The organism is Dyella sp. Tek66A03 (genome assembly GCF_052567735.1).
In genome coordinates this window covers 4,339,864-4,363,544 of sequence record NZ_CP199584.1, presented here as the reverse complement: position 1 = coordinate 4,363,544, position 23,681 = coordinate 4,339,864, and the positions used below count along the sequence as shown (strand labels likewise).

At 64.7% G+C, this 23,681-nt stretch carries 17 protein-coding genes; 7 read left to right on the top strand and 10 right to left on the bottom strand.

Annotation, left to right across the window (positions count from 1 at the left end; genetic code table 11):
• Nucleotides 1–32: 32 nt before the first annotated feature.
• Nucleotides 33–1,025, top strand: coding sequence for a porphobilinogen synthase (gene hemB / locus ACT01B_RS19465; RefSeq protein WP_445144854.1), 993 nt, complete (start codon nt 33–35; stop codon nt 1,023–1,025).
• 55 nt (nt 1,026–1,080) lie between these two features.
• Here hemB and ACT01B_RS19460 read toward each other — a convergent pair whose 3' ends face one another.
• The gene (locus ACT01B_RS19460) at nt 1,081–1,461 is read right to left on the bottom strand and encodes a tautomerase family protein (RefSeq protein ID WP_445144853.1); all 381 of its coding nucleotides are present in this window, start codon (nt 1,459–1,461) and stop codon (nt 1,081–1,083) included.
• Nucleotides 1,462–1,473: 12 nt separating this feature from the next.
• The gene (locus tag ACT01B_RS19455) at nt 1,474–2,037 is read right to left on the bottom strand and encodes a DUF4865 family protein (RefSeq protein WP_445144852.1); all 564 of its coding nucleotides are present in this window, start codon (nt 2,035–2,037) and stop codon (nt 1,474–1,476) included.
• A gap of 399 nt (nt 2,038–2,436) precedes the next feature.
• Between ACT01B_RS19455 and ACT01B_RS19450 the strand changes: the two genes are divergently transcribed.
• From ACT01B_RS19450 to ACT01B_RS19430, 5 genes are all read left to right on the top strand, one after another.
• Nucleotides 2,437–3,522 carry a hypothetical protein gene (locus ACT01B_RS19450; protein WP_445144851.1) on the top strand — a complete coding sequence of 362 codons (1,086 nt, stop codon included), beginning with the start codon at nt 2,437–2,439 and terminating at the stop codon, nt 3,520–3,522.
• Entirely contained in the window at nt 3,510–3,659 is a 150-nt protein-coding gene (locus ACT01B_RS19445) for a hypothetical protein (protein WP_445144850.1), read from the top strand. The genes ACT01B_RS19450 and ACT01B_RS19445 overlap by 13 nt, the downstream gene beginning before the upstream one ends.
• 150 nt (nt 3,660–3,809) lie before the next feature.
• On the top strand, nt 3,810–4,694 hold the full coding sequence (locus tag ACT01B_RS19440) for a LysR substrate-binding domain-containing protein (protein WP_445144849.1): 885 nt from the start codon (nt 3,810–3,812) through the stop codon (nt 4,692–4,694).
• Between the two features lie 107 nt (nt 4,695–4,801).
• The gene (locus tag ACT01B_RS19435) at nt 4,802–6,643 is read left to right on the top strand and encodes a monovalent cation:proton antiporter-2 (CPA2) family protein (RefSeq protein WP_445144848.1); all 1,842 of its coding nucleotides are present in this window, start codon (nt 4,802–4,804) and stop codon (nt 6,641–6,643) included.
• A gap of 256 nt (nt 6,644–6,899) precedes the next feature.
• Nucleotides 6,900–8,057: a glycosyltransferase family 9 protein gene (locus tag ACT01B_RS19430; protein WP_445144847.1), complete on the top strand. Its 1,158-nt coding sequence runs from the start codon at nt 6,900–6,902 to the stop codon at nt 8,055–8,057.
• Here the strand turns inward: ACT01B_RS19430 and ACT01B_RS19425 are convergent.
• Nucleotides 7,976–11,443: an ankyrin repeat domain-containing protein gene (locus tag ACT01B_RS19425; protein ID WP_445144846.1), complete on the bottom strand. Its 3,468-nt coding sequence runs from the start codon at nt 11,441–11,443 to the stop codon at nt 7,976–7,978. The genes ACT01B_RS19430 and ACT01B_RS19425 overlap by 82 nt on opposite strands.
• Nucleotides 11,444–11,516: 73 nt before the next feature.
• A complete protein-coding gene (locus ACT01B_RS19420; RefSeq protein WP_445144845.1) occupies nt 11,517–11,813 on the bottom strand; it encodes a YcgL domain-containing protein in 297 nt (98 codons plus the stop codon).
• A gap of 305 nt (nt 11,814–12,118) precedes the next feature.
• Between ACT01B_RS19420 and ACT01B_RS19415 the strand changes: the two genes are divergently transcribed.
• The gene (locus ACT01B_RS19415; protein ID WP_445144844.1) at nt 12,119–13,558 is read left to right on the top strand and encodes an OmpP1/FadL family transporter; all 1,440 of its coding nucleotides are present in this window, start codon (nt 12,119–12,121) and stop codon (nt 13,556–13,558) included.
• 147 nt (nt 13,559–13,705) lie between these two features.
• Here ACT01B_RS19415 and ACT01B_RS19410 read toward each other — a convergent pair whose 3' ends face one another.
• From ACT01B_RS19410 to ACT01B_RS19385, 6 genes are all read right to left on the bottom strand, one after another.
• Nucleotides 13,706–15,118: a coniferyl aldehyde dehydrogenase gene (locus ACT01B_RS19410; protein WP_445144843.1), complete on the bottom strand. Its 1,413-nt coding sequence runs from the start codon at nt 15,116–15,118 to the stop codon at nt 13,706–13,708.
• Nucleotides 15,119–15,124: 6 nt separating this feature from the next.
• The gene (locus ACT01B_RS19405) at nt 15,125–17,599 is read right to left on the bottom strand and encodes a TonB-dependent receptor (RefSeq protein ID WP_445144842.1); all 2,475 of its coding nucleotides are present in this window, start codon (nt 17,597–17,599) and stop codon (nt 15,125–15,127) included.
• A gap of 68 nt (nt 17,600–17,667) precedes the next feature.
• Nucleotides 17,668–18,816 (bottom strand): SO2930 family diheme c-type cytochrome, encoded by a 1,149-nt coding sequence (locus ACT01B_RS19400; RefSeq protein WP_445144841.1) that lies wholly within the window; start codon nt 18,814–18,816, stop codon nt 17,668–17,670.
• A gap of 11 nt (nt 18,817–18,827) precedes the next feature.
• Complete coding sequence (locus ACT01B_RS19395) at nt 18,828–20,066, bottom strand: parallel beta-helix domain-containing protein (RefSeq protein WP_445144840.1); 1,239 nt, start codon at nt 20,064–20,066, stop codon at nt 18,828–18,830.
• Nucleotides 20,067–20,232: 166 nt separating this feature from the next.
• Nucleotides 20,233–22,353, bottom strand: coding sequence for a TonB-dependent siderophore receptor (locus ACT01B_RS19390; RefSeq protein WP_445144839.1), 2,121 nt, complete (start codon nt 22,351–22,353; stop codon nt 20,233–20,235).
• A 186-nt stretch (nt 22,354–22,539) separates the two neighbouring features.
• On the bottom strand, nt 22,540–23,622 hold the full coding sequence (locus ACT01B_RS19385) for an AraC family transcriptional regulator (RefSeq protein ID WP_445144838.1): 1,083 nt from the start codon (nt 23,620–23,622) through the stop codon (nt 22,540–22,542).
• Nucleotides 23,623–23,681 lie beyond the last annotated feature (59 nt).

Genomic DNA, 23,681 nt, shown 5'->3' with positions numbered 1-23,681 from the left:
AATGCTGCGATGTCTTACGCGAGAGTCCGCCCATGAGCTTCCCCGCCGTCCGCATGCGTCGCATGCGCCGCGATGCCTTTTCCCGTGCCCTGATGCGCGAGCACACCTTGCTGCCCAGCGACCTGATCATGGTCGCCTTCGTCATCGAGGGTGAGGGCCAGCGCGAGCCGGTGCCGTCGATGCCGGGTGTTGAGCGTCTGTCCATCGACGAGCTGGTGAAGCTGGCGGGCGAATGCGTGCGCCTGGGCATACCAGCGCTCGCCTTGTTTCCCGCGCCCGGTGGTTCGGTGAAAACCGAGGATGCGCGCGAAGCGTGGAATCCGCAGGGTCTCATGCAGCGCGCCACGCGTGCCTTGAAGGCGAAGTATCCGGACTTGGGCCTGATCGGCGATGTGGCGCTCGACCCGTACACCACGCATGGGCAGGACGGGCTGATCGACGACGACGGCTACGTCATGAACGAGCCGACCATCGAGGCCCTGATCAAGATGTCGCTGGCGCAGGCCGAGGCGGGCATGGATTTCGTGGCGCCGTCGGACATGATGGATGGCCGCATTGGCGCGATTCGTGATGCGCTGGAAGGTGCCGGTTATATCCACACGCGCATCCTGGCTTATTCGGCCAAGTACGCGTCGGCGTTCTATGGCCCGTTCCGCGACGCGGTGGGCTCGGCGGCGAACCTGGGCAAGGGCAACAAGCACACCTACCAGATGGATGTCGGCAACAGCGATGAAGCGCTGCGCGAAATCGAACTCGACATCAGCGAAGGCGCCGATGCCGTGATGGTCAAGCCCGGCATGCCGTACCTCGACGTGCTGCGTCGGGTCAAGGACGCCTTCGGCATGCCCACCTTCGTCTATCAGGTGAGCGGCGAGTACGCGATGCTGAAAGCCGCCGCACAAAACGGTTGGCTGGACGAGAAAGCGGTGGTGCTCGAATCGCTCACGGCATTCAAGCGTGCGGGTGCCGATGCGATTCTTACGTACTTCGCGATCGACGCGGCGCGGTGGTTGCGCGGGGAGTAGGCGGCGCGCGTTTTTTCCCTCTCCCCAGAGGGGAGAGGGAGTAAGTTCACACACATCACGCGTACTGCGCGATGCCGTTGCCGAACGACCAGTTCTCCTTGGCCGTTTCCAGCAGGCTGATGAACACGTCCTGGGGTCGCAAGCCGGGTTCGGCGCTCAGCAGCTCGGCGATGCGCGCATAGAACGCCTGCTTCTGCTCGACGGTGCGCGTGTTGTTGCAGGTGATCTGGATGATCACCAGATCGTCGCTGCGCGGGATATCCAGATAGTTCGCGTCGTAGTCGAACTCGTCGGCGTCGTGCTGTTGCACGAGGATGAAGCGGTCGTTCTGCGGCACGTTGAACGCCTCGATCATGGCGCGATAGATGCCGTTGCGAAGGGCGGCGATGTGTTGCGGCGACTTGCCGCGACGAAGGCTGATGCGAACGAGAGGCATGGCAGGAGATCCCTAGCTGTGGGCTTGCGGTTGGGAGATGTGACCGACCTGGTAAAGCTGGCGATGTTCGGCAGCGAGAGCGGCGTTTGGCTCATCCCACAAGCGAAAGCGGACCTGGGTCCAGGTGGTGGGCTCAAACGCGTTGGCGGCGGCCAGTGCGCCGCGATCGACATCGTTCTGCAGCGTCTCGTGTTCGTGCTGGCGCAGGACATCCAGGGCGGTATACGGCGCGATGCGGACAATATCCCGCGAAGCGTAGCGAGCGTGGCGCGATTCCGGCATCAGGTAGGCGTCCCATACCGGCCAGCACTGGATGGCTGGCCAGCCAAAGGCCTGGGTCAGGCCAGCAAAGCCGGGACTGCCGAGAAAGCGCTGCATCGCTGCGCTGTCCTGCCACAAATAGAACGGCGCGTAGAGGTTGTCCCGCGAGGTCGCGCCACGCTCGGCATAGAGGTACGCCTTGAGATGCAGGCCTTCGAAATCGTCCAGCAGATGTCCCTTGCTGGCGATGCGCTGGCGGACGATCGCCATGTCGTAGTCGGCGGGCAGCACGAAGCTGTATTGCATCGCGATCATGGCGAACTGGCTCCATCGGGGCGACCTGCCGCGTGACCTCGGCAGACGGTGCGCGGCCAGCCGGCGTGGTACGTGGCAAGCGCGTTCAGCTCGAGCAGTGTGTTCCGGCCGGCATCACGATCCCGTGCGCGCCTGCGCTGGCCGGTGTCGTCGTTCATGTCGCGCTTGCCCGGTGAATTCGAAGGATTTCACTGTAGGCCAATCATTTCATGCAAAAAAAGCGGGAATTTTTTGAGTACTGATCCCGAAAAACGGGATGGTCTTCGACCGATTGGGCCGTTGGTCGGGATGTGCGTCTACAGAGAAAGCAGGCGCTAGCCCCTTGCCACCTACTTCCGGCGTTCGAAGGCCGCTCCCGGCGGCTATGATGGCCAGGGGATTCCACCGGGATGTATCGCAATGATGCTCGAAGGGGAGGGCTCAAGGCGTCACGAGCGCCTTTATGCCCTGTGGCTATCCGTGGGACTTTTCGCGGCTCATCAGCTGATTGAGCTGGTGGTTGCCTTCGTGTTTCACCGCCATGTGCTGGACGTCTGCTACTGGGACTGCAAGTGGTATGCGGGCATTTCCCTGCACGGCTACGCACCGACGGCGACCGCCGCGAACCACCAGGCCAATTGGGCGTTCTTTCCACTGTTTCCGTTGCTGGTGCTGCTGACAAACGCGGCCACTTCCGTGTCGATCCCGTTGGCGTCGGTGTTGCTCGGGAAAGTTCTTTTCCTGTTCTCCATCTATGCTTTCATCGAGTTCTCGACGAGATACAGCGAGCAGGTGCCGCCGCTTTGTGCGGGACTGATCGTCGCCCTGAGTCCGTATGCGGTCTACGGCAATACGGGATACACCGAGCCGCTGTTCCTGCTGCTGACGTGCGTGTTTTTTGTGTTCCTGAAGGATCGTCGATACCTGGCCTGCGGTCTGGTGGGTGCCTTGCTGTCGGCCACCCGCGTGCCAGGAATTTTCGTAGTGCTTCCCTACGCCATCGTGGTCGCCCAGCACTTCCTGCCGGCAAGCCGCGAGGAGAAGCTGGAGATGGTGCTGGGCGGTCTGCTCATTCCTCTGGGCATCGCGCTGTTCATGCTGCACCTGCATGCCGTCACCGGCGACGCGCTTGCCTTTATCCACGTGCAGAAGGCCTGGGGTCGCCCGCTAAGCAATCCGCTGTCGGTGATTGTCGGCGGGTTTGAGCAGGGCAAGATCCGTCTGATCTGGGCGTCGATGTCGGTGCTTGCGCTGGGCGCCTCACTGTTCCTGATCTTCACCCGTCGCCTGACGCTTGGCCTGTTCTCGCTGTTCTGCACCCTGATTCCGCTGTGGACGGGATTGCAGTCGATGCCACGCTATATCTGGTGGCAGGCGCCCATCCTGCTGGTGCTGGCGAACGTGATCAGTCGGCGGGCGACCATGATCGTGCTCATGCCCATCTTCGTGCTGGGGCTGGCCTATATGTACATAGCGTGGATGGCGGTGAAATCATGGGTCGTCTGAGCCGGATCTATCCACTGCTCATCGTCGCCTTGCTGGTGTTCTATGCGGTGCTTGCGTTCTGGGTACTGCACCCGACGGTGAGCGTGGCGTATTTCGAGTACTACCTCTCCGGCGCTCCGGCCGCGGCGCCCCGATAACGCGTGTCTCCCGTCGCTGCGGCATGGGGCATCTCGATTCGTTGGCCGATCGATCACCGGTTTCGCTTGACGGCAGCCCGCGCCGGGCAGCAATCTCTGGGTGAAAATCGGGAGCGTCTGCGCTCGTTTTCCCGCGCAATGGGATGATCTATGCGACGTGTCACGTTCGATCTGGATGTCTTGCGCAGCTTTGTTGCCGGCGTCGAGCTGGGCAGCTTTGCCAAGGCGGCCGAGCGGCTTGGGCGCTCCACCTCGGCCGTCAGCGCCCAGCTCAAGAAGCTGGAAGACCAGGTCGGCACGCCCGTACTGCGCAAATCGGGGCGCGGCATGGTGCTGACCGAAACCGGCGAGACTATGCTGTCCTATGCGCGGCGCCTGCTCGAACTCAATGACGAAGCTGCCGCGGCGCTCCACGGCGTCGAGCTGGAAGGCTGGGTCCGGCTAGGCCTGCAAGAGGATTTTGGCGAAACCCTGTTGCCTGAAGTGCTGGGACGTTTCGCACGAGCGCATCCCAAGGTGCGTATCGAAGCGCGCATCGCGCGCAACGTGGAGTTGCTTGACCGGGTGACCTCCGGGCGGCTCGACCTCGCCCTGGCCTGGGACACGGGGACGGTCTCGCCCCATGCCGAACGGCTGGGCGATGCACCGCTGCTGTGGATCGGCGGCCCGGATGCCGACGGTTTGAGGACGCGCGATCGCAGCGAGCCACTGCCGCTGGTGATGCTGGAAGCGCCATGTCTCATGCGTACGGCAGCGATCACAGCGCTCGATCACGCCGGCATGCCCTGGCGCATCGCCTTCACCAGCGCCAGCCTGGCCGGCACCTGGGCGGCGGTGGCGGCCGGTTTGGGGGTGTCGCTGCGCACCCCGTTTGGCTTGCCGCCAAGCGTGCGCGCACTCGCACCGCATGAAACGAGCCTGCCTGCCCTCGGCACGCTGGGACTATACCTGCATCGTGCCGATGCCGAGCCGTCGCCGGCCGTCGAGCGCCTGGCGAACATCATTGCGCAGCAGTGGCAGGGTTTACACCTGTGATGGACAGCACCGTTACGCCGAGGTGTCACATCGGCGCAGCGCGTTGAGTTCGGCTCGTCGAATGCAACGGCGTGGAATAATGGCCGTTCCCCGAACGGAGCGCGCGAATGGATAGCCGCCAATTTCTGCAGACGGCGCTGATCTTCCTGGTGGCGACCGTCATCGCGGTGCCGTTGACCAAGCGATTCAAATTGGGCTCGGTGCTGGGCTATCTGTTGGCCGGCATCGTGATTGGTCCGCAGGAGCTGGGCCTCATCAACGACACCGCCGGCGTGGCCACCATTTCCGAGTTCGGCATCGTGCTGATGCTGTTCGTGATCGGCCTGGAGTTGTCGCCACAGCGTCTGTGGGTGATGCGCCGTTCCGTGTTCGGTACCGGCGTGCTGCAGGTGCTGGCGGCCAGCGTCGTCATCGGCGCCGCGGGCTACTACTTGTTCGGCCTTACGGTGAACGCGGCGACCATCGTGGGTGGCAGCCTGGCACTCTCATCGACGGCCTTTGGTTTGCAGATACTCGCCGAGCGCAAGGAGGCCGGCTCGCCCTATGGCCGCCAGGCGTTCGCCATACTGCTGTTCCAGGATCTCGTGGCGATTCCCCTGATTGCCGCCGTGCCCTTGCTAGCCAGCGCCTCGAGCAAGCACGGTTTCGATCTCGTGGCAGTCGCCCGGACGGTGGGCACCATCGTCGCCGTGATGGTGGGTGGTCGGTATCTGTTGAGACCGGTGTTCCGTTTCGTGGCGAAGACGGATTCGCTGGAGGTATCCACGGCCACGGCGCTGCTGGTGGTCATGGGCACGGCCTGGATCATGGAGGCCGTGGGCGTGTCGGCGACGCTGGGTGCCTTCCTGGCCGGCGTGCTGCTCGCCGATTCGGAATATCGACATGAGATGGAATCTCATCTCGAGCCGTTCAAGGGGCTACTCCTTGGCCTGTTTTTCATCAGCGTCGGCATGTCGATGGACGTCACCTTGTTGCTGCACCAGCCGTCGCGCGTGGCAATCCTGGTCGGCTGCCTGATGTTGATCAAGGGCGTGTTGTTGTGGCCGCTGGGCAGAGTCGTGGGTGGGCTCGATCGCCGCGATGCCTTGCGCCTGGCCGTGCTGCTGGCCTGCGGCGGCGAGTTTGCGTTTGTGGTGCTGAAGCTGGCGCACGAGCAGAACCTGATCACCGCCGAACAGCATAACCTGCAGGTCCTGGTCATCACGCTGTCGATGGCGCTGACCCCCTTGCTGGTCGTGCTGTGCAGCCGGGTGTTCGGCACCAAGCCGAAGAAGACGCGTGAGTTCGACACCATCACGGCCGACTCGCCAAGAGTGATCATTGCCGGCTACGGCCGCATGGGCCAGATCGTGGCACGCGTCTTGCGCGCACAAGGCATCTCGTTCGTGGCGCTTGACCATTCGGTCGAGCAGATCGATCTGGTGCAGCGCTTCGGTGCTGCCAAGAACATCTTCTACGGCGATCCGGAGCGGCCGGAATTGTTGCGTGCCGCGCAGATTGACCAGGCGGAAGTCTTCGTGCTGGCCCTCGACAATCCCGAGGCGAGCCTGCGCACGGCGCGTGTGGTGCGCCGCTTGTATCCAAAGCTGAAGATCGTCGCCCGCGCGCGCAATCGCCAGCACGCGTGGCGCCTGATGGATCTTGGCGTGGATGTGCCGATCCGCGAAACCTTGTATTCCAGCCTCAAGATGACGCGGCAGACACTGGAGGCGCTGGGCATGCAGCCCGAGCTGGCGGCCGACCGCGTCGAGCGCTTTCGTCGACACGATGCGGAGCTGCTCAAGCGGCAGTACCTGGTGTATGACGACGACGCGCGCATCGTGCAGACTACGCGCGAAGCGCTGAAGGATCTCGACCAGTTGTACCAGGCCGATGCCGAGCCGGAGCCAGCGCGCGAGCGCAAGCGCCCGACCGGCGTCACCCCGGATGACAAGGATGTCACGCCCTAGTCACTGAAGGTACCGACGTAGCAAGCTTCATCGTCGCAAGTGTCTTCGATGCACGCTGGCCGGTGTCCCGCAAATCTCGGCCCCGTGCGTGTTCCGGTAAACGTAGGGCCGGCGTGGCAACTTTCGCCGTGTTCGCAACTCATTTCGACGCGGATGGGGAAAGATAGCTCCGCCGGGAAGTCCTGCCGTCGAGGGACGGATCGCTTCCGGGATCGGGCGTGGCCCGACGCCGGCTTTTTCGTGCATGAATTCGCGCGTGCCAGCCCATCCTGTCGTCATCCGCTTCGGCCGACTTGGCGACACCATCCTGCTGCAGCCCTTGCTGCACAAGCTTCGTTGTCGCTACGGCGAGAAATGCATCCTCGTATCGTTGGGCGACTATTCACGCGTGTTGTACGAGGGCGACGAGGACGTCGCCGAAGTCAGGCATTTCGACAAGCAGCACGGTTCGCTCTGGTTCAATCCGCAGCGCTTGCGCACGGCTTTGTCGATGCGCGCCATGCGCGGGGCGCCGATTTATATCTGTGAGCCCGATGTACGTACCCGCACCAAGGTGCGCCCGATGCTTTCGCTGGCCGCGATTCCGGCCGACCATTGCGTCTTTATTGAAGACCTCCCGCTGCACCCGGACGAGCACTGGGTGGATTGGCTGATGCGATTTGCGGATGAAACGCCGACAGCGTTCAACGATGTGCCTAGTGTCGGGCCCGGTCTGCCGAGCGCACCCAGGCTGCTACCTACCAAGGCAGAGCAGAACGGGGCGCGCGTCTGGATCGCGGAGCGCGGTCTGGAAGGCCGTCCACTGGTGCTGCTGCAGCCCGCCAACAAGCGGACCCTGCGCTGGAATGGCGTGCGCGAGGCCGAGGATGACGACAAATCATGGCCGGTCGAACGCTGGGCTGGACTGGCTCGCGCCATGCTGCAGGAAATGCCGCATGCGAGCGTACTGCTCTGCGGTTCGGCGGCCGAGGCCGGCTACCTCACCGCGATCGGAACAGCGGCCGATCATCCGCAGGTGATCGTGCCCAAGGACGGTTTGCCGCTGGGCTATCTGCGCGCGGTGATGCATACCGCACACAGCATGGTGTCGGTCGACACGGGGCCGGCGCACCTGGCCGCTGCGGTGGGATGTCCGCTGGTGGTCCTGTTCGGGAATCGCTGGCCGTCACAGTGGGCGCCGCGCAGTGGCGTCGGCAGCGCCGTCACCGTGCTGGGCGGGTTGCCACAAGTTGAGCGCGTCGACCGGATCGGACTGGATCAGGTGGTGCGGTCGTGGCGGCAATTGCCACCACGACCGGAGCCGTTGGCCAGGAAGCTGGCCGAAAATGCGCTTCAGTCGGACGGCTGGGCGGGTTGCCGCAACGTCTGTCGCACGCTGGGCATCGACGAGCCGGTACGCGCCGCCAGTTCGTGAGCGATATCGATGTAGCCGATGGCGCGGGCCACGTCGGCCGCGGTACGGCCGAACGCATCGGCGGCCTGGCGGTCGGCGCCGCGCGCCAGCAGCACACGAGCCGGTGCCAGCAAGGCATGCATGGCACAGGCGTGCAAGGCGGTGACGCCGCGCTGATCCGCGTGTCCCAGCAAGGCGCCGGCATCCAGCAACACCGGCACCAGGGCGCCGATATGGGTCGCATCGCAGTCGCTGCCCGGACGCAGGTGCGCACCCAGGAGCAATAACAACGGCGTCTTGCCTTCCTTGTCCGCCAGGCTTACATCGGCACTGCGCTTGAGCAGTGCATCGAACAGGCGGCGGGCGCGCAGGCTGTCGTTGTGCTCGAAGCCGAACTGCGCCGCGGCGTGCAGGGCGCCATGGCCACGTGCGTCGACCGCGTTCACATCGGCGCCGGCTTCCAGCAGTTGCTCGGCGATCTCGGGATAGCCCATGGCGGCGGCAATCATCAGCGCCGTGGCGTCGCCGGGCAGGCGCTGGTCCACGCTGACGCCATGCTGCAGCAGCAGCGCGATCAAGGCCTCGCGGCGGGCGCCGACCGCTGCGGTCAGCGGCGTCATGCCGTTGTTGGCGGCCAGCGATGCGTCTGCGCCCGCATCCAGTAGCAGGGCGGCAATCTCGCGATGACCGGCGCCACAGGCGTGCAGCAGTGCCGTGGCGCCTTGCTGGTCTTGCGTGTCGGCGGCGAAGCCGAGTTCCAGCAGGCGTTCGACGGCGGCCAGGGCGCCGGCCGCCGCGGCCTGAGGCAGATCGTCGGCGCGTAGCGGTCGACGCGGGCGCGCCCAGTCGCCCCAGTTCAACCAGCGCTCCACCGCGGCATGTTCCAGCGAGAGGCCGAGTGGGGTTTCGCCATTGGCATCGATCGCCTCGGCATCGGCGCCATGCGCGACCAGCGCGCGCACCAGTGGCAGCGCGTGTTCACCATGCTCCAACGCGGCAAACAGCGGCGTGCGGCCGTGATGGTCGCGGGTATTGGGATCGCAGCCGCGCGCCAATAGCGCTTGCAGCAAGGCGGGCTGTGCAAAGGTGGCCGCCAGGTGCACCGGCGTGCGCTCGCGCGCATCCGGGGCGAACGGATCGCCGCCGCGCTCAAGCATGGCCAACGGCAGCGCCGCGCCCTGCACGCTGTCTTCCAGTCGCAGCAAGGCCTGGGTGATCAGGCCCGCACCGGCCGGCGTCGCGCCCGCCTGCAGCAAGTCTTCCACCGCCTCGGTGGCCGCCGGCAGCTGTTGCAGCAAGGCGTCGAACAAGCGGCGGCCGAGCGGCGGCAGTGGCTGCTCGCGCTCCTCGATGGTGTCGGCATCGTCGACCAGCTGCGGTTGCAGGCGCGCTTCGGGATCGAGGGCGTGATCGAGCAACCAACGCCGTGCCGCGCCCTGGCCCGGTGCAGCGAGATCCAGATACAGCTGGGCGAGTTGCGCCTGCGGCCATTCGCGTACGCGTGCCGCGAAGGTGGACACGATGGCCCAGTGACCAAAGCGCAGCGCGTCGAGCAGGTGCGCGGGGGTGTCGGCGCCTTCCGGCAGCGCGTCCCGGCTGAGGCTGGCGGGAAGCGGGGTTTCCGGGTCGAGCAGGGCGACCAGGTCCCAGCGACCGGCCGCGGCCGCGTGGTCCAGCGCACTGCGCCCGTCGCTGCCCACCGTCTTAGGCTCGGCGCCCAGTGCGAGCAGGGCGCGCACCATGTCGGCGTGGGCATGCGGCGATTGGCAGGCCAGGGTCAGCGCGTCGCGGCCATGGCTGTCGCGCACGCGCGCATCGGGCTGGACTTCGGCCAGCAGTTTCACAATGCCCACGGCACCGGCGCGCGAGGCTTCCATCAGGGCGGTACTGCCGTGGCGATCGGTGAGCCCCACGTCGGCACCGGCGGTGCGCAGCGCACGCGCAATTTGCTCGTGGCCTTCAGCGGCGGCGGCCATCAGCGCGCTGCGATGGCGTGCACACACGGCGTTGACCGAGGAACGATGCTTGAGCAGCAGCTTGACGCCTTCCACATCGTCGTCGGCCACGCCGGCCGCGGCGACGATCGCCGGCTCGCCATCGGGCGGGTTCGGCTTGGCGCCGCGTTCGAGCAGGAACTTCGCCACCGGCCAGTTGGCCGCGCGGCAGGCGATGGCCAGCGGACTCAGGCCGGCCTTGTTGAGCGCATTGATAGAGGCACTGGCGTCAAGCAGCATGGCAGCCACGATCGGCTCGCCGCTGAGCACCGCGCCGTGTAGTGGTGTGTTGCCCTCGCTGTCCGCCGCCAGCGGGCTGGCACCGTTGGACAGCAGGGTCATCACCGCATCGGCGCGGCCGTGCCAACTGTTCCGGGTCACCGCAAGCAATGGAGTCAGGCCGCCACTGGCGCGGTTCACGTCGGCACCCTTGGCGATCAGAGCGCGCAACAGCCTGGTGTCGGGCAGCAGGGCCGCCAGGGTCAGCACGGGGCGCTGATCGCGTTCGCCGCTGGCCGCCATGGTGTTGGGATCGGCGCCGGCCTCGACCAGGGCCAGCGCGCGCTCGATGTCACTGTCACGCACGGCGGCCAGCAGGGCGTGTGCCTGTTCGGGCGTGCCCGCGGTGCGCTCTTCCTCGCTCAGTTGCGGCGCGGGCTTCGGCGCTGGGGCGGGCGGACGCGGCTCGACCACGCCGGCAGATGGACGTCGCAGTGGGCGCCGCGTTTCGCACAACAGGGCGCGCAAGGTGCGGTTCGCGATCACCAGGCAGCCCAACGGCATCAACACGACGCCGTAGATGGCCAGCGCAGCCGTGCGCATCTCCGATGGCAGCACGCCATAAAGCCCGGTCAGCGCGACGGCGACGAAGGCCAGCACCAGCAGCGAGAACGCCGCCGGAAGGAAGTGCGTGAAGAAGCGTTCCTCGCGCGACAGGTGGCGGCCAAACGTCAGGCTGCGTGCGGTCGCCGTAAAGATCCATGAGCCGTCGCTTTGCGCCGGATAGGCGTCGTCCCATACATAGACCAGCCCGAAGGCGGGCCAGACGCGCCACAGCGCCGTCAGTGCCACCATCAGCGCGCCGGCCAGCAGCAGCGCCGCGCTAAGGCTTGGCGCCTGGTTCAACCTGAGCATCGGCCAGGCGACCAGCAGGAACACCAGCACCACGTAGCCGCTGAACATCACCAGGTAGGCCGCGCCTCGCCGCAGCACGGTGCGTCCAAAATGTGGCTCCGGATCGAAGCCGATGGCGTGGCACACCGCCGCCATGGTCAAGGCATTGGCTATCAGCAGCGGGATCAGTGCAAGCGGGTGCGCGCCGAGCGCGGCGATCGCTGTGGCGATCAGTCCAGGCACGAACCAGGCGAGTGCTTGCAGCAGCGGGGGCGGGCGACGCGTTTTTGAGTAGGCCATGTGCGCGGAGTATAGGAATCGTTACGAGGGCAGACGGTAATCCCGTGTTAACAGCGCCAATGAAATTGAACGTTCAGCGATCGCGACTGCGATCCTGCGGTGCGCTGTTGTAGGCAAGATGATTGGCAGCGCCCAGCGTCTGCTGCGGTGGCAGCTGCAGATGCCAGCCCTGGCCACGCAAATGCTCCATCACTTGCTGGGCATCTTCATGCGGGAGCTTGCGCTGGTCGTTCAGTTCCACTTCGAGCACCAGGCGCAATTCGCCGAGCATCTGGGTCAGCGAGTCGGGAAGGGTGCTGAAGTCGTCGCGGCGACCCAACCACAGGTAGGAGTCGGGCTTGCGCTGGCTGGCATAGACAAAACAGTGCATGAGGGGGCACCCATCAGAGAATCGTTAAGGAGGGCGCACCGGCATCGGTACGGACTGCAAGGGTAACAGTCCAAGGCGTTGACGTCCCCGTCACGACCTGAACGTCGCGATCTTCGGCTAACGCCCACGAACACGCGACATGGGTGTTCATCCCCTTGAAGGTTTGCTGCGACTGCACTTGCAAGCCCCGCGGCGAGCCGGCAAAGTGCCGGCCGGGGGTGTTAAACGCGCGTATGAATTCAGCGCCATCGTCAAGCCTCCCGCTACGACCCGAGCCAGATCAACGATAAGCAGGAGCAATGCTGATGCAGATGTCTTTCCGTCAATTTTCACGTGCGGGCCGTCCGCTCACGCTTGCTGCGCTGAGCCTGGCCATCCTGGGGACGCTGGCTGCGCCGCAGCGCGCCGAAGCCAGCGCCTTCCAGTTGCATGAAGACAGTGCCGCCGCCATGGGCCGCGCCTACGCCGGTTCCGCTACGGCGGGTGGGGATGTGTCTGTCGTGGCCAACAACCCGGCCGCGATGTCCGACCTGAAGGGCACGTACTTCCAGGCGGACGTTACCGCCATCAATTTCGGCACCACCTTCAGCGGTTCCGCCCATGACGCGCTCGGTCGCCCGATCAGCGGCGGCAGCGGCGGCGACGCCGGCACCACCATGCCGGTCCCGGCGCTGTTCTTTGCCACCCAGATCGACGACAAGTGGCACATCGGTGGCGCGTTCACCGTGCCGTTCGGCTTCCAGACCGAGTACCAGCAGAACTGGATGGGCCGCTACAACGCCATCAAATCGCAGTTCACCTCGCTGGACGCCACCTTGTCGGTGTCCTACGACGTCACCGATAACTTTGCGTTGGGCGTGAGCGGCATTGCGCAGCGCACCTCGGCCGAACTGACCAGCGCCATCAACTACAACGCGGTCGGTCTGGGCCTGGTCAACCAGGCCGCGCTGGCTGGCGCGCTGACGCCGGCCCAGGCCCAGGCGCTGGGCCAGCAGGTCAACACCATCATCCCGCCGGGCTCGGATGGCATCGCCCGCATCAAGGGTGACGATTGGGCTTATGGCTACCAGGTCGGCGCGTACTGGAAGATCACCTCGAACGACAAGCTGGCCTTCGACTATCGCTCGAAGATCTCGCACACGCTTACCGGCACGGCAAACTTCAGCATGCCGCCGAATGTGCAGGCGTTGCTGTCCAGCCCGACCGTAGCCCCACTGCTGGCCGGCGCCGGTGGCGTGCCGTTCACCCGTACCGAAGGCACCGCGCCGTTCACCACGCCGGCCACGGCCACCGCCAGCTACTGGCATCAGGAAGAGAAGTTCGGCATCGGTGCCGATCTGTCCTGGACCAAGTGGGACGTGTTCAAGAACCTGACCGTCAACTATGCGAACCCGGCGCAGCCGGCCACCGTGGAAGAGTTCAACTGGAAGAACAGTTGGTACGCGGCCGTCGGTGGCGATTACTACCTCAATGAAAAAGTCACCCTGCGTGCCGGTCTCGCCGTCGACACCACGCCGACGAAGAACAGCACCCGCGACCCGCGCGTGCCCGATGGCACCCGCCAGCTGGTGTCGTTCGGCGTGGGCTACAAGGCCAGCGAGCATTTCGTGCTCAACGCCTCGTACGCGCACATCTTCGTGAACAAGGCGACCATCAACGCGACCAGCTCCACCGGCGACGTGCTGACCGGTAGCTCGGACGACTACGGCAACCTGTTGAGCTTCTCGGCCCAGTACAAGTTCTAACTCGCGCTACGCCGCGAAACAGGAAAACCTCCCCGCGCGAGCGGGGAGGTTTTTTTATGGGTGTATGGGCGAGTGGGAGCGGCTTCAGCCGCGATCGAGTGAACGGCTGTCGCGGCTGAAGCCGCTCCCACTTATATAGCTAGAGCTTTAGCCGTGGCGTAGCAACAGGCCAAGCATGCGGCGGAAGCGCGAGCCGTAGGGCGGGCTAAGCATGCCGGCACCATTGATGCGCGACTGGTGAAACACCGGCTTCATATGCGAGAACGTGCGGAAGCCGGCTTCGCCGTGATAACCGCCGATGCCGGAGGGACCAACGCCGCCGAAGGGCAGGTCATGCTGGGCAATGTGGTAGATCGTGTCGTTGATGGTGACACCACCCGCATGGGTGCGTGACAGCACGCGGTCGATGGTGGCCCGGTCTTGCTCGAACAGATACAGGGCGAGTGGCTGCGGATGCGCAGCCACGTAGGCGATCGCTTCGTCCAGCGTGTCGTAGGGCAGCAGGGGTAGCAGCGGGCCGAAGATCTCATCCTGCATCACGGCCATGCTGTCGTTGACGCCAGTCAGGATCACCGGCGGCATCAGGCGACGCGACGCATCCTCCTGCGCATCGCTGAGTGGCTCCAGGCGTGCGCCCGCCGCCACGGCGTCGTCGCGCAGCTTGGCCAGTCGCTCATACTGGCGGTCGGTAATCACGGTGGCGTATTGCCCTTGCGTAGCCAGCGAGGGATACAGCCGCGCCGCGGCCGCACGAGCGGCACCGACAAAATCCGCCACACGTTCGCGTGGGACCAGCAGGTAGTCGGGTGCGATGCAGGTCTGGCCCGCGTTCAACAGCTTGCCCGCCACGATGCGTTCGGCGGCGTGCTCCAGTCGCGCGGTGGGACCAATGATGACTGGCGACTTGCCACCCAATTCCAGCGTCACCGGCGTGAGATTGGCCGCGGCGGCGCGCATCACATGGTGACCGACCGCCGTCGAGCCGGTGAACAGCAGATGGTCGAACGGCAACGCCGAGAACGCCTGTGCAACCTCCGCGTCGCCCGTCACCACCACCACGTCGTCGGACTTGAAATAGTGCGCCACCTGCTCGGCGAACAGCGCCGAAAAACGCGGCGTGTATTCGCTCATCTTCAGCATCACGCGGTTGCCCGCGGTGAGGGCATCGATCAGCGGGCCGACGGCGAGAAAGATCGGGTAGTTCCACGGCACGATGATGCCGATCACGCCTCGTGGTTGCGGCAGCTGCGAGATTTGCGCGGGCAGGAACACCATATTGGCGAGCCCGCGACGTGGTCGCATCCAGCGGCGTCCCCGGCGCAGCGAGTAACGCAGGTTGGACAGGCTCGGGTAGATCTCCAGCAGTTCGGTCTCTTCGACCGGCCGGTGGCCGAAATCAGCGCTGATGGCCTTGGCGAAGGCATCGCGCTGTTCGTTGAGCATCTTCTCCAGAGCGCGCAGGCGGGCGGCGCGCACACTCCACACCGGCATCGGGTCACCCGCCTGCGCGTCGCGCAGGCGGGTGAGGGTAGCGTTGAGAGACTGGCTGGTATCGCTCATGTCAGGTCAGAACTTGGCATGCAATTCGACGCCCCACACACGGGGCGGCGAAATGCTGCCGAACGGTGTGCCGAACACGCTGGTGCTGATGTTGTTCACGCCCGTCACGTACCGTTTGTTGAAGATATTGGTGCCATACAGTGCCACACCCCAGCGATTGCCAGCTGCGCTCCAGCCCAAGCGGGCGTCGGTGCGCTGTTGGCTGGTGCCGACCTGGAAGTTGGGGCTGATGTTGCACTGGCCCTGCACCTGCGAATCGGAATTGCAGCGCGTCTTGCCACGGTAGGCCTGCGACAGGTCGAACTCCACATCGCCGGTTGCCACATGATGCCACGTGTAGGCCAGCGAGGCGGCGGCAGAGAACTCCGGCGTGCCGGTCGGCTGACCGTTCAGGTTGGTGCCGTCGGGCGCCGTTGCATTGCGATAAGTGTCATCGATATAGGCGCCGTTGAAGCTGATTCGCAAGCTGTCGATCGGTTGCCACTGGGCTTCGAGCTCCAGGCCCTTGGCTTCCTGGTTGCTGCTGTTGACGATGTAGACCGGCACGGCCGAGCCGGCGCTGTTCGGGTCCAGCGCCAGCGACTGCAAATTGTTGTAGCGGTAGTAATACATCGAGGCATTCAGCAGCAGGTTCTGGTCGGGGAACAGGCTCTTGATGCCGGCCTCATAGTTCGTCACCGTTTCAGGTGCGAAACGCGAGCCGATCTCCACGCTGTTGTAGCCGCCAGCCTTGTAGCCTCGGGTAAACGACACGTAGCCCATCACGTTGGGCGTGAACTTGTAGTCCGCCACGACGCGGGGGCTGAAATTGTTCCAGGTGTTGCTTTCCGATACCGGTATGCCCACGAAGGTGGGGAAGATCACATTGCCGCCGAACGCGGCCAGCGCCGCCTGCGCTTGGGGCGGCAGCATCTGAGTGATGCCAAGCCCGTTGAGTCCGGTGATGACGCCATCGAACGCGGGCGCGCTGCGCGGCATGTTGTACCAGCTGAACTCTTTCTCGTCGCGCGTATAGCGCAGGCCGGTGGTGATGTTGAACTTGTCGTTGACGTGCCAGATCACGTCACCGAACGCGGCATACGCCTTGAAGTTGCCGTTATTGCTGATGCCCTCGTGCCAGGGATAGCCGAGCAGGCTGAAGGGCAGGCCGAACGAGGCCAGCGCGTTGCTGATATCGGTCAGTGGTGTACCGACGCCGAGGACGTTTTGCGCCAGCGTGTCGAGGCTGCTGGTGTTGGTATTGGTCTGGCTCTGCTGGCGCGCCTGTTCCTGGTAGTAGCTGACGCCGCTCACCCAGTCCATCAAGTCGTTGTTGCCCGAAAGCTTGAACTCCTGGTACCAGCTGTTGTTGTGTTCGATGTTGGCCGTGTCGAGATAGGTGACGACATGGTTGGTGCCATCGTAATCGCCGAGATTGACGGTATCGAAGCCGCGCCAGGCTGTGGTGGACACCAGACTGCCCCAGGAGAAGGAGTGATCGATCGACAGCGTGCCACCGTCGAAACGGCGCGTTTCCTTCGCGCCGATCGCATCGTTGTAGAGCGGCGCGTGCAGCGGGTTGAGATAGGTCGTCGGATCGGCCGGAAACGGCGCGCGCTGGTTGGTGTCGCTGGACAGCGGTATCAGGCCGATAGCCGGTTCGGGCGCCTGGTTGAGCTTTTCGTGATCCCATGACAGCAGCACGCGGGTATCGTCGGTGACGTTCCAGCGATACACCGCACGGGTGCCCCACTGGTTCTCTCCGCCGTATTGCTTGCCGGTGGCGGCGTCCTTGATCCAGCCGTCGCTCTGGTTGTCCAGCACGCTCAGGCGCAGCGCCATGTCCTGGTTGATCGGGATATTGAGCAAGGCGTCGCCGTAGCGCTGGCCCTCGTTGCCGATGCGCACGCGCGCGTCGCCCTCGAACTTGTCGGTCGGCTCGTTGGTGACGATCGAGATGGCGCCGCCTGCGGCATTGCGGCCGAACAGCGTGCCTTGCGGACCCTTCAACACCTCGATGCGCGCGATGTCGTTGAAAGCCAGCAAGGCGCCACCCGAACGCGCGGCGTAGACGCCGTTGACGTAAACGCCGACGGCGGGTTCGGTGCCGACGCCGAAGTTGCCGGTGCTGATGCCGCGCAATTCGTAGGTGGGCTGGGTCGGCTGGCTGGCGCTGACCACCAGGCCCGGCACGAAGATGTCCATCTTGCTGAGGTCGGTCGCGGCCAGCGTATCAATCTGCTTGGCGGTGATGATCTGCAGCGGAATCGGCACCGACTGCACTTCCTGGGTGCGGCTCTGCGCGGTCACGGTGACGTTGCCAAGCAGCTTGGCTTTGTCGGGATTGGCGGTGGTGCCGCTGGCGCCCGAAGTTGGGTTGTCCTGCGGCGACGGCTGTGCCTGATCGTCAGCGAACGCGACGGCAGCATGAGTGCCGAGCAGAAGTACCGTGCCACCGAACAACAGGCGGCGCAGGCAAACGGATAGCGGACGTGGACGCATGATCATCACCGGTTTCTCCCCTTTGAATTATGTAGAGCCGCGGTCCCAGCCCGCGGCTTGCAGAGCATTCAATGGATCGCGACGCAGCCCCCCGACTGCGCCGCGATCCATGCCTTGATCAGTGCAACGCCCTCACGGTGCACCGTGCTTCTCCCCAACTCGGGCATCATCACGCCAGGATCGGCCGAGTCCATGCGATAAGGCAGGATGGAGTCGTTCGGAATGCCTGGCACGATGTCGAACAGATGATCACCCGTGCCGCGGCCGGCCGCGACCGGCGGCTTGCAGATGCCCAGGTGGCGATCTTCAGGCGCGCTCACGTCCAGTGTCAGCCCGGTGGTATTCGCCGCGCCCTTCGGATTGTGGCAATGCCCGCAATTGATATCGAGATAGGCGCGCGCACGTGCATCGAGCGTAGCGTGTGTGTCCATCCAGTTCGCGTTGCGCGGCGCCTCGGCCGCCGTTGGCGCACCGGTGAGATAACCCACCTTCATCAGATGGGCGAGCTGGTTTTCCTCGCCCTCGGCATAGTGATAGTCGCGATTGAGGTGACGCGCCTTGGGTCCGATCGGATGGATCTTGCGCGTGACCAAGTCCTGCGCGTGGCAACTGGAGCACTGGCTTTCGTCGGGCACCACATAGTTGAAGTCTTCGCGTTCGCCGGCATCGGCGACCAGGGTCAGCGGAATCACCGCGCCGGTGCGGGCCAGTTCGGCGTCGCTCTGGTCGTCCTTCCACACATACGGAATGGCCGCCCAGCCCGCCTCACGGCGCACCAGGATGCGTGTCTCGACCAGGTGCACGTGGTCCAGATCAAGGCCTTGGCCAGCGAAATCGCGCGAGCTGTCGTAGGTGCGCGCGACGTCGCTGAATTTTCCGTTCGCCGTCTTCGGATAATAGAACGTCTTGCTGATGATGGTGCCTACCGGGAAATCGAACGTATCGGTGGCGTCGTACTTGGCCGCGACGCCCTTGGGTATCCAGATCGTGCGCAGCTTGTGCGCGTAGTCGGTGAACAGCGGCGTGTTGAGGTCGTATGGCACCACGCCTTGATTGAGCACGAGCTTGCCGCCGCGTACCTCCACGACGTGCCAGTCGCTCAGCTTCGGCGGACGGCCATCCGCCTGGAAAGCCACCGGGTCCAGTCCGCGGTGGCAGGCACTGAGCAGGAACAACGCCAGCAACAGGCCAGCGCGCAAGCATGACTTCATCGACATCGACTACTACCTCAGGCCTTCGGTTCCGGATCGAGTACGACCGGCGGCAGCTTGGGCAGCGTGCATTGGTACGGCTTGGTGTCGGTGCTGGGGTTCTTGTAGTCGTGCGGACCGTCGGCGTTGATCACACCGACGTCGCCGTTCTGAACGCAGAAGCGCTCGCCGTCGGGCGGCAGGCCGTTCACCAGGGTCTTCTCGTTCACATAGCCATCCCAGAGGATGTCCGGGAACCTGCCGTTGATGCCGTAAACGGCGGTCTTGAGCGCCTTCAGCTTGAAGCCGTCAGGCGAATCGCCACCACCCTTGAAACGGTTGTCGTAGATGAAGATGCCCTTCGGGTAGGGGTTGTACTCGGCCGCCACGCCCCTCTTGTTGTAGTAGTTGGTGGAGAAGTAGCTGGAGATGATGATGTTGACGCTCTGATTGTCGGCAATGTCGTTGTCGAAAATCTCCACCTTGTCATTGGAGTTCACCACCACGCCGGCGCCGCGCGGCACGCTCGCCACCGCCGCGCCCTTGGCGGCGAAGTTGTCGGTGTTGTTGCCGAACACCTTGTTCTTGAACACGCGCGAGCTATGGCCGGCCTGCGACAGGTTCGGCATGTTGAACACCAGGATGCCACCCGTGTTGTTGGTGGTGGTGTTGTCATAGACGTCGGCGTTGACCGAGTTCTCGATCTCGATGCCGGCCACGTTATATTCGGCATGATTACGGCGCACCACGATATTGTCGGACTGGCCGACATAGATGCCCGCGTCTGACGCGCCAATGACGACCGAGTCCTCGATCAACACGTTTTGCGTCTTCACCGGATACAGGCCGTAGGCACCGTTGGTGGTCTTGGGACCGCCGGTCCATTCCACGCGCACGCCGCGGATGGTGATGTTCTTGCCCTGGTTGATCTTCAAGGCGTCGCCCTTGGTGTCTTCCAGGGCGAGGTTTTCGATGGTGAAGTCGTTGGCATTCACCAGCAGGCCCTCGGGGCCGACCACCTGGCCCTTGAACGACAGCACGGTTTGATCCTTGCCGGCACCCTTGATGGTCACGCCATCGGTGCGCAGGCTCAGGCCGCGCTGAAGATGGTAATGGCCGGCGGGAATCTCGATCACGCTGCCCGGCTTGGCGTCCAGCAACTGCTGCTGCAGCTGGGCCTCGAAGGATGCGTCGGTGCTGCTCTGCGTAGGTGCCTGCGGGCTGCTGCAGGCGGCCAGCAAGAACGGAATGATGACGGCCAGATGAGTTTTGCGCATGGTTGCCTTGCTTCCCCGGGAGCAGCTGTCTGCTTGACGAGCCACTGTCTCGGAATCCGCAGGCGGCGGGGAGGGGCGTAGCAGCGGTGAAGGGGGGCAATTCGGCCAGTGTGCCTCCCGCGGACGACCCGAAGCGTCCGCCCGCGGGCACGCTGGCCGTCGCGGGCTACCAGCGGTAGCGCGCCGATACGGTGATTTCGCGCGGATAGCCGTAATAGCACCAGATGGCGCTGTTGCAGGCGCTGACGTATTCCCGGTCAAACAGGTTGGCCGCGGTGACCTGGAAACGCCAGTTGCTGAGATCGTAGTGGGCGTTGGCGTCGTAGAGCACGTAGCCGCCGGTGCGGAACGCGTTGTTCGCATCGCCGTAATGTGCGCCGATGTAGCGCACGCCGCCGCCAAAGCCGAGGCCGGCGAGCGCGCCTGCATGGACGTTGTAGTCGGCCGACAGCGAGGCCTGCTGCTTGGGCACCAGGGCGACCTGCTTGCCCAGCGTGGCATCGTTGGCCCGCGTGACCTTGGCGTCGGTGTAGGCGTAGGCGGCCGTCATGCTGAAATATTCGGTCAGCGCGACATTTGCTTCCAGTTCCGCGCCGCGGGTACGCGTCTGACCCTGCTGCAGCGAGAAGAACAGGTGCTCGGGATCGACCGTGAGGGCATTCTTCTGGGTGAGCTGGTAGACGGCCGCGGTGATCAGCGAGCGCCCGTCGGGGGTCTGGTACTTCAGGCCGCCTTCGTACTGATCGCCGGTGATCGGCTTGAACGCGCTGCCGTCAAAGGTCTGGCCCACCGTCGTCTTGAACGAATGCGAATAGGCGATATACGGCACCAGGCCGATATCGGTGGTGTAGTTGATGCCGAGGCGGCCAGAGAAGGCATTGTCGCGCTGCTTTTGCTGGGTATCGGCGATCTGGTCGTCGACCGTGTTGGTCACCCAGTCGTTACGTCCGCTGGCGACGATGCCCCAGCGGCCCCAGTTGATCTGGTCCTGCACATAGGCACCCAGCTGTTCGAGCACGCTGTGGGTGTGAAAGGTGTACGGCGTCGGCTCGATCGGCGCGCCGTAGACCGGATCGAAAATATCGATGGGCGGCGCGGCACCGAAGCCGGATTTGTAGTCGTTGGTGCTGTGCAGATAGTCCACGCCCATCAGCACCGTGTGCTGCACCTCGCCCTGCGCGAACTTCGCCTCGGCCTGGTTATCCACGGCAAAGACGTGCGCTTCGTCGACCAGCGGATAGTTGTAGCGATTGAGCGTGCGCAGGTCGTCCTGCAGGCCCAGGCTACCGATCGAGCGGTGGTCGACTGTTTCGTTTTGCACGCGCAGGTCCTGGCGGACCGACCACACATCGTCGAAGCGGTGGGTGAATTCGTAGCCCAGGGACGCGTCGGTCTTGTGGTAGTAGTCGTAGTCGGGCTCGCCCGGATTGACGTCGCGCGGGATCTGGCCGTTCGGATTGGGATACAGCGTGCCTTGCGAGGGCAGGAAGCCACCCACGCCGCTGGACAGGCTGCGCTGGTCGCGCGCCAGCAAGGTCAGCGAGGTGTCGTCGTCCGGCTTCCAGGTGAGGCTGGGGGCGAAGTAGTAGCGATCGTCCTGCGAGTGCTTGAGGTTGGAGTCGCCATCGCGAGCGAGTGCCACCACGCGCCACAGCCACTTGCCGTCGCTGTCGAGCTGGCCGCCGGCATCGCCCGCCAGCTGCCGTTGACCGAAGCTGCCTACGGTCGCCTCGATTTCGTGCGGTGCATCCAGGCTCGGGCGCTTGCTGGTCATGTCGATCATGCCGCCGGGCGGCAACTGCCCGTACATCACCGACGACGGCCCCTTGTTCACCTCGATCCGCTCCAGGCCGTAGGGCTCGATGCGCGAGTCGGCGGTCCAGACACCGCTGGGCAGGGCAAGGCCGTCGAGGAACTTGGCCGGATCGTAGCCGCGGATCAGGATCCAGTCGCTGCGCGGGTCGGCGCCATAGCTGCCGCCCACCGCCCCGGCCAGGTAGCGCACCGCTTCGTCCAGGCCTTGTACACCGTACAAGTGCATGCGATCAGGGGTGATCGTGCTGACCGATTGCGGAATGTCGACCGTCGGCGTCTCGGTCTTGGTCGTCGAATAGACGACGTTCACCGCCTCGAGGGCGATGCTGTCCCTGCCGTCCTTGGTGTCCTTGCCACTGGTGGTCTTTGGCTGGGTCGTGGGGGTATCGGTTTGCTCAGCGGCAAAGGCCGGGCCGGCGAGGGCAAGCGAAATCGCGACCAGAAGCGCGCTTCTGGAAAACGTGGCGGACATGCGGGGCAGCCTGGGCAGAAGGAATTAGGTAGTGGCCCGCACCGGCGCCACCCGCTCTTACGGCGGATAGGCGAATGATAGTGATTCGTATTTGGAATTCAAGTTTTTACGTCAATGCCCGGGCCGCTTGGCCGTGTCAGGGGCAACGACTTGCTTGGAGCCGTGAGCTGGCAGCTCTGAGGGCGCTCAGGCCGCGTGCTGGCGGGCACTGCGCGGGGGCATGCCGGTCCAGCGCTTGAACGCACGGCGAAATTCGCGCGGGTCGCTGAAGCCGATCTCGAGACCGATTTCGGCCACGCTCAGCGCACCGCCGTGCAGCAGTTCCAGCGCCCGCTCGGCGCGCACGCGGTCGTGGATCTCGCGGAAGATGCAGCCGCCCTCGGCCAGCCGACGGCGCAGCGAACGTTCGCTCATATTGAGCATGCGGGCGACATCCGGAAGCCGCGGCTGCTGGCGCAGATGGCTTCGCAGCAGACGCTCGACGGACGTAACGACCTCTTGCCGTACCCCGCCGACGCCATGCTGTTGCGTGCATAGGGCAAGCGCCTGCTGCGCCGTAAGCGGGTTATGCGAGGGCAGCGGATGCTCGAGCCATTGCGCATCGAGCACGATCCGGTTGAAGCGAGCGCCAAACACCAGTTCGCACTGGAAGTAGTCGGTGTAGGCATCGACGTGTGCTGGCTTGGCGTAGGTCACTTCCAGCCGTGACGGGCGGAAGTCGCCGCCCAGCAATTGGCGTGAAATCGCCAGCGAACTGGCGAACAATTCCTCGCACAGGAACGGCAGCAAGGGTGCGTCGTTGAAGCGCGGCCACGCGGCCAGCGCTACCTCGCCCGGACTGATCACTTCAAAACTGACATCGAGCAGACTGCCGCTGACCCGATGATGGGTGATGCCGACGTTGATGGCCTCGCCAAAGGTGGCCGAGGTCATCATGGCCAGGCCCAGCAGGCCAAAGCTACCCAAAGTCTCGACCCGACCCACCTCGAGCCCCAGTCCCGTCACGCCCGTGACCAGCAGGGCGCGCCGTATCACCATCTGGGCCTGCCGATAGGACACGCGCAGGGTGGGGTCGTTGAGCTGGTCGCGCCGCAAGCCGGAACCCGTGAACCAGGCGTCGTAGGGCAGGCCGCGCGCGATTGCCAGCTGGGTGAGGTGGACCAGGATGTTCGGCGGGGTTTCGGCCGAGGTAAAGCGCGGGTCGGCGCCAGCTGGCGCACCCGTGGACTCTTCTGTTGCTTGGCCGGGCATGGCGGCAACGGACGTCATCTACTCACTCCAACCCCTGACGCCAGATAAGCCCGACGCCGACTTGATCTATATCATGC

Bases quoted from the DNA above. Each gene is read 5' to 3' on its own strand.
- hemB (WP_445144854.1), top strand. From the start codon at position 33: ATGAGCTTCCCCGCCGTCCGCATGCGTCGCATGCGCCGCGATGCCTTT.
- ACT01B_RS19460 (WP_445144853.1), bottom strand. From the start codon at position 1,461: ATGCCTCTCGTTCGCATCAGCCTTCGTCGCGGCAAGTCGCCGCAACAC.
- ACT01B_RS19455 (WP_445144852.1), bottom strand. From the start codon at position 2,037: ATGATCGCGATGCAATACAGCTTCGTGCTGCCCGCCGACTACGACATG.
- ACT01B_RS19450 (WP_445144851.1), top strand. From the start codon at position 2,437: ATGATGCTCGAAGGGGAGGGCTCAAGGCGTCACGAGCGCCTTTATGCC.
- ACT01B_RS19445 (WP_445144850.1), top strand. From the start codon at position 3,510: ATGGGTCGTCTGAGCCGGATCTATCCACTGCTCATCGTCGCCTTGCTG.
- ACT01B_RS19440 (WP_445144849.1), top strand. From the start codon at position 3,810: ATGCGACGTGTCACGTTCGATCTGGATGTCTTGCGCAGCTTTGTTGCC.
- ACT01B_RS19435 (WP_445144848.1), top strand. From the start codon at position 4,802: ATGGATAGCCGCCAATTTCTGCAGACGGCGCTGATCTTCCTGGTGGCG.
- ACT01B_RS19425 (WP_445144846.1), bottom strand. From the start codon at position 11,443: ATGGCCTACTCAAAAACGCGTCGCCCGCCCCCGCTGCTGCAAGCACTC.
- ACT01B_RS19420 (WP_445144845.1), bottom strand. From the start codon at position 11,813: ATGCACTGTTTTGTCTATGCCAGCCAGCGCAAGCCCGACTCCTACCTG.
- ACT01B_RS19415 (WP_445144844.1), top strand. From the start codon at position 12,119: ATGCAGATGTCTTTCCGTCAATTTTCACGTGCGGGCCGTCCGCTCACG.
- ACT01B_RS19410 (WP_445144843.1), bottom strand. From the start codon at position 15,118: ATGAGCGATACCAGCCAGTCTCTCAACGCTACCCTCACCCGCCTGCGC.
- ACT01B_RS19405 (WP_445144842.1), bottom strand. From the start codon at position 17,599: ATGCGTCCACGTCCGCTATCCGTTTGCCTGCGCCGCCTGTTGTTCGGT.
- ACT01B_RS19400 (WP_445144841.1), bottom strand. From the start codon at position 18,816: ATGTCGATGAAGTCATGCTTGCGCGCTGGCCTGTTGCTGGCGTTGTTC.
- ACT01B_RS19395 (WP_445144840.1), bottom strand. From the start codon at position 20,066: ATGCGCAAAACTCATCTGGCCGTCATCATTCCGTTCTTGCTGGCCGCC.
- ACT01B_RS19390 (WP_445144839.1), bottom strand. From the start codon at position 22,353: ATGTCCGCCACGTTTTCCAGAAGCGCGCTTCTGGTCGCGATTTCGCTT.
- ACT01B_RS19385 (WP_445144838.1), bottom strand. From the start codon at position 23,622: ATGACGTCCGTTGCCGCCATGCCCGGCCAAGCAACAGAAGAGTCCACG.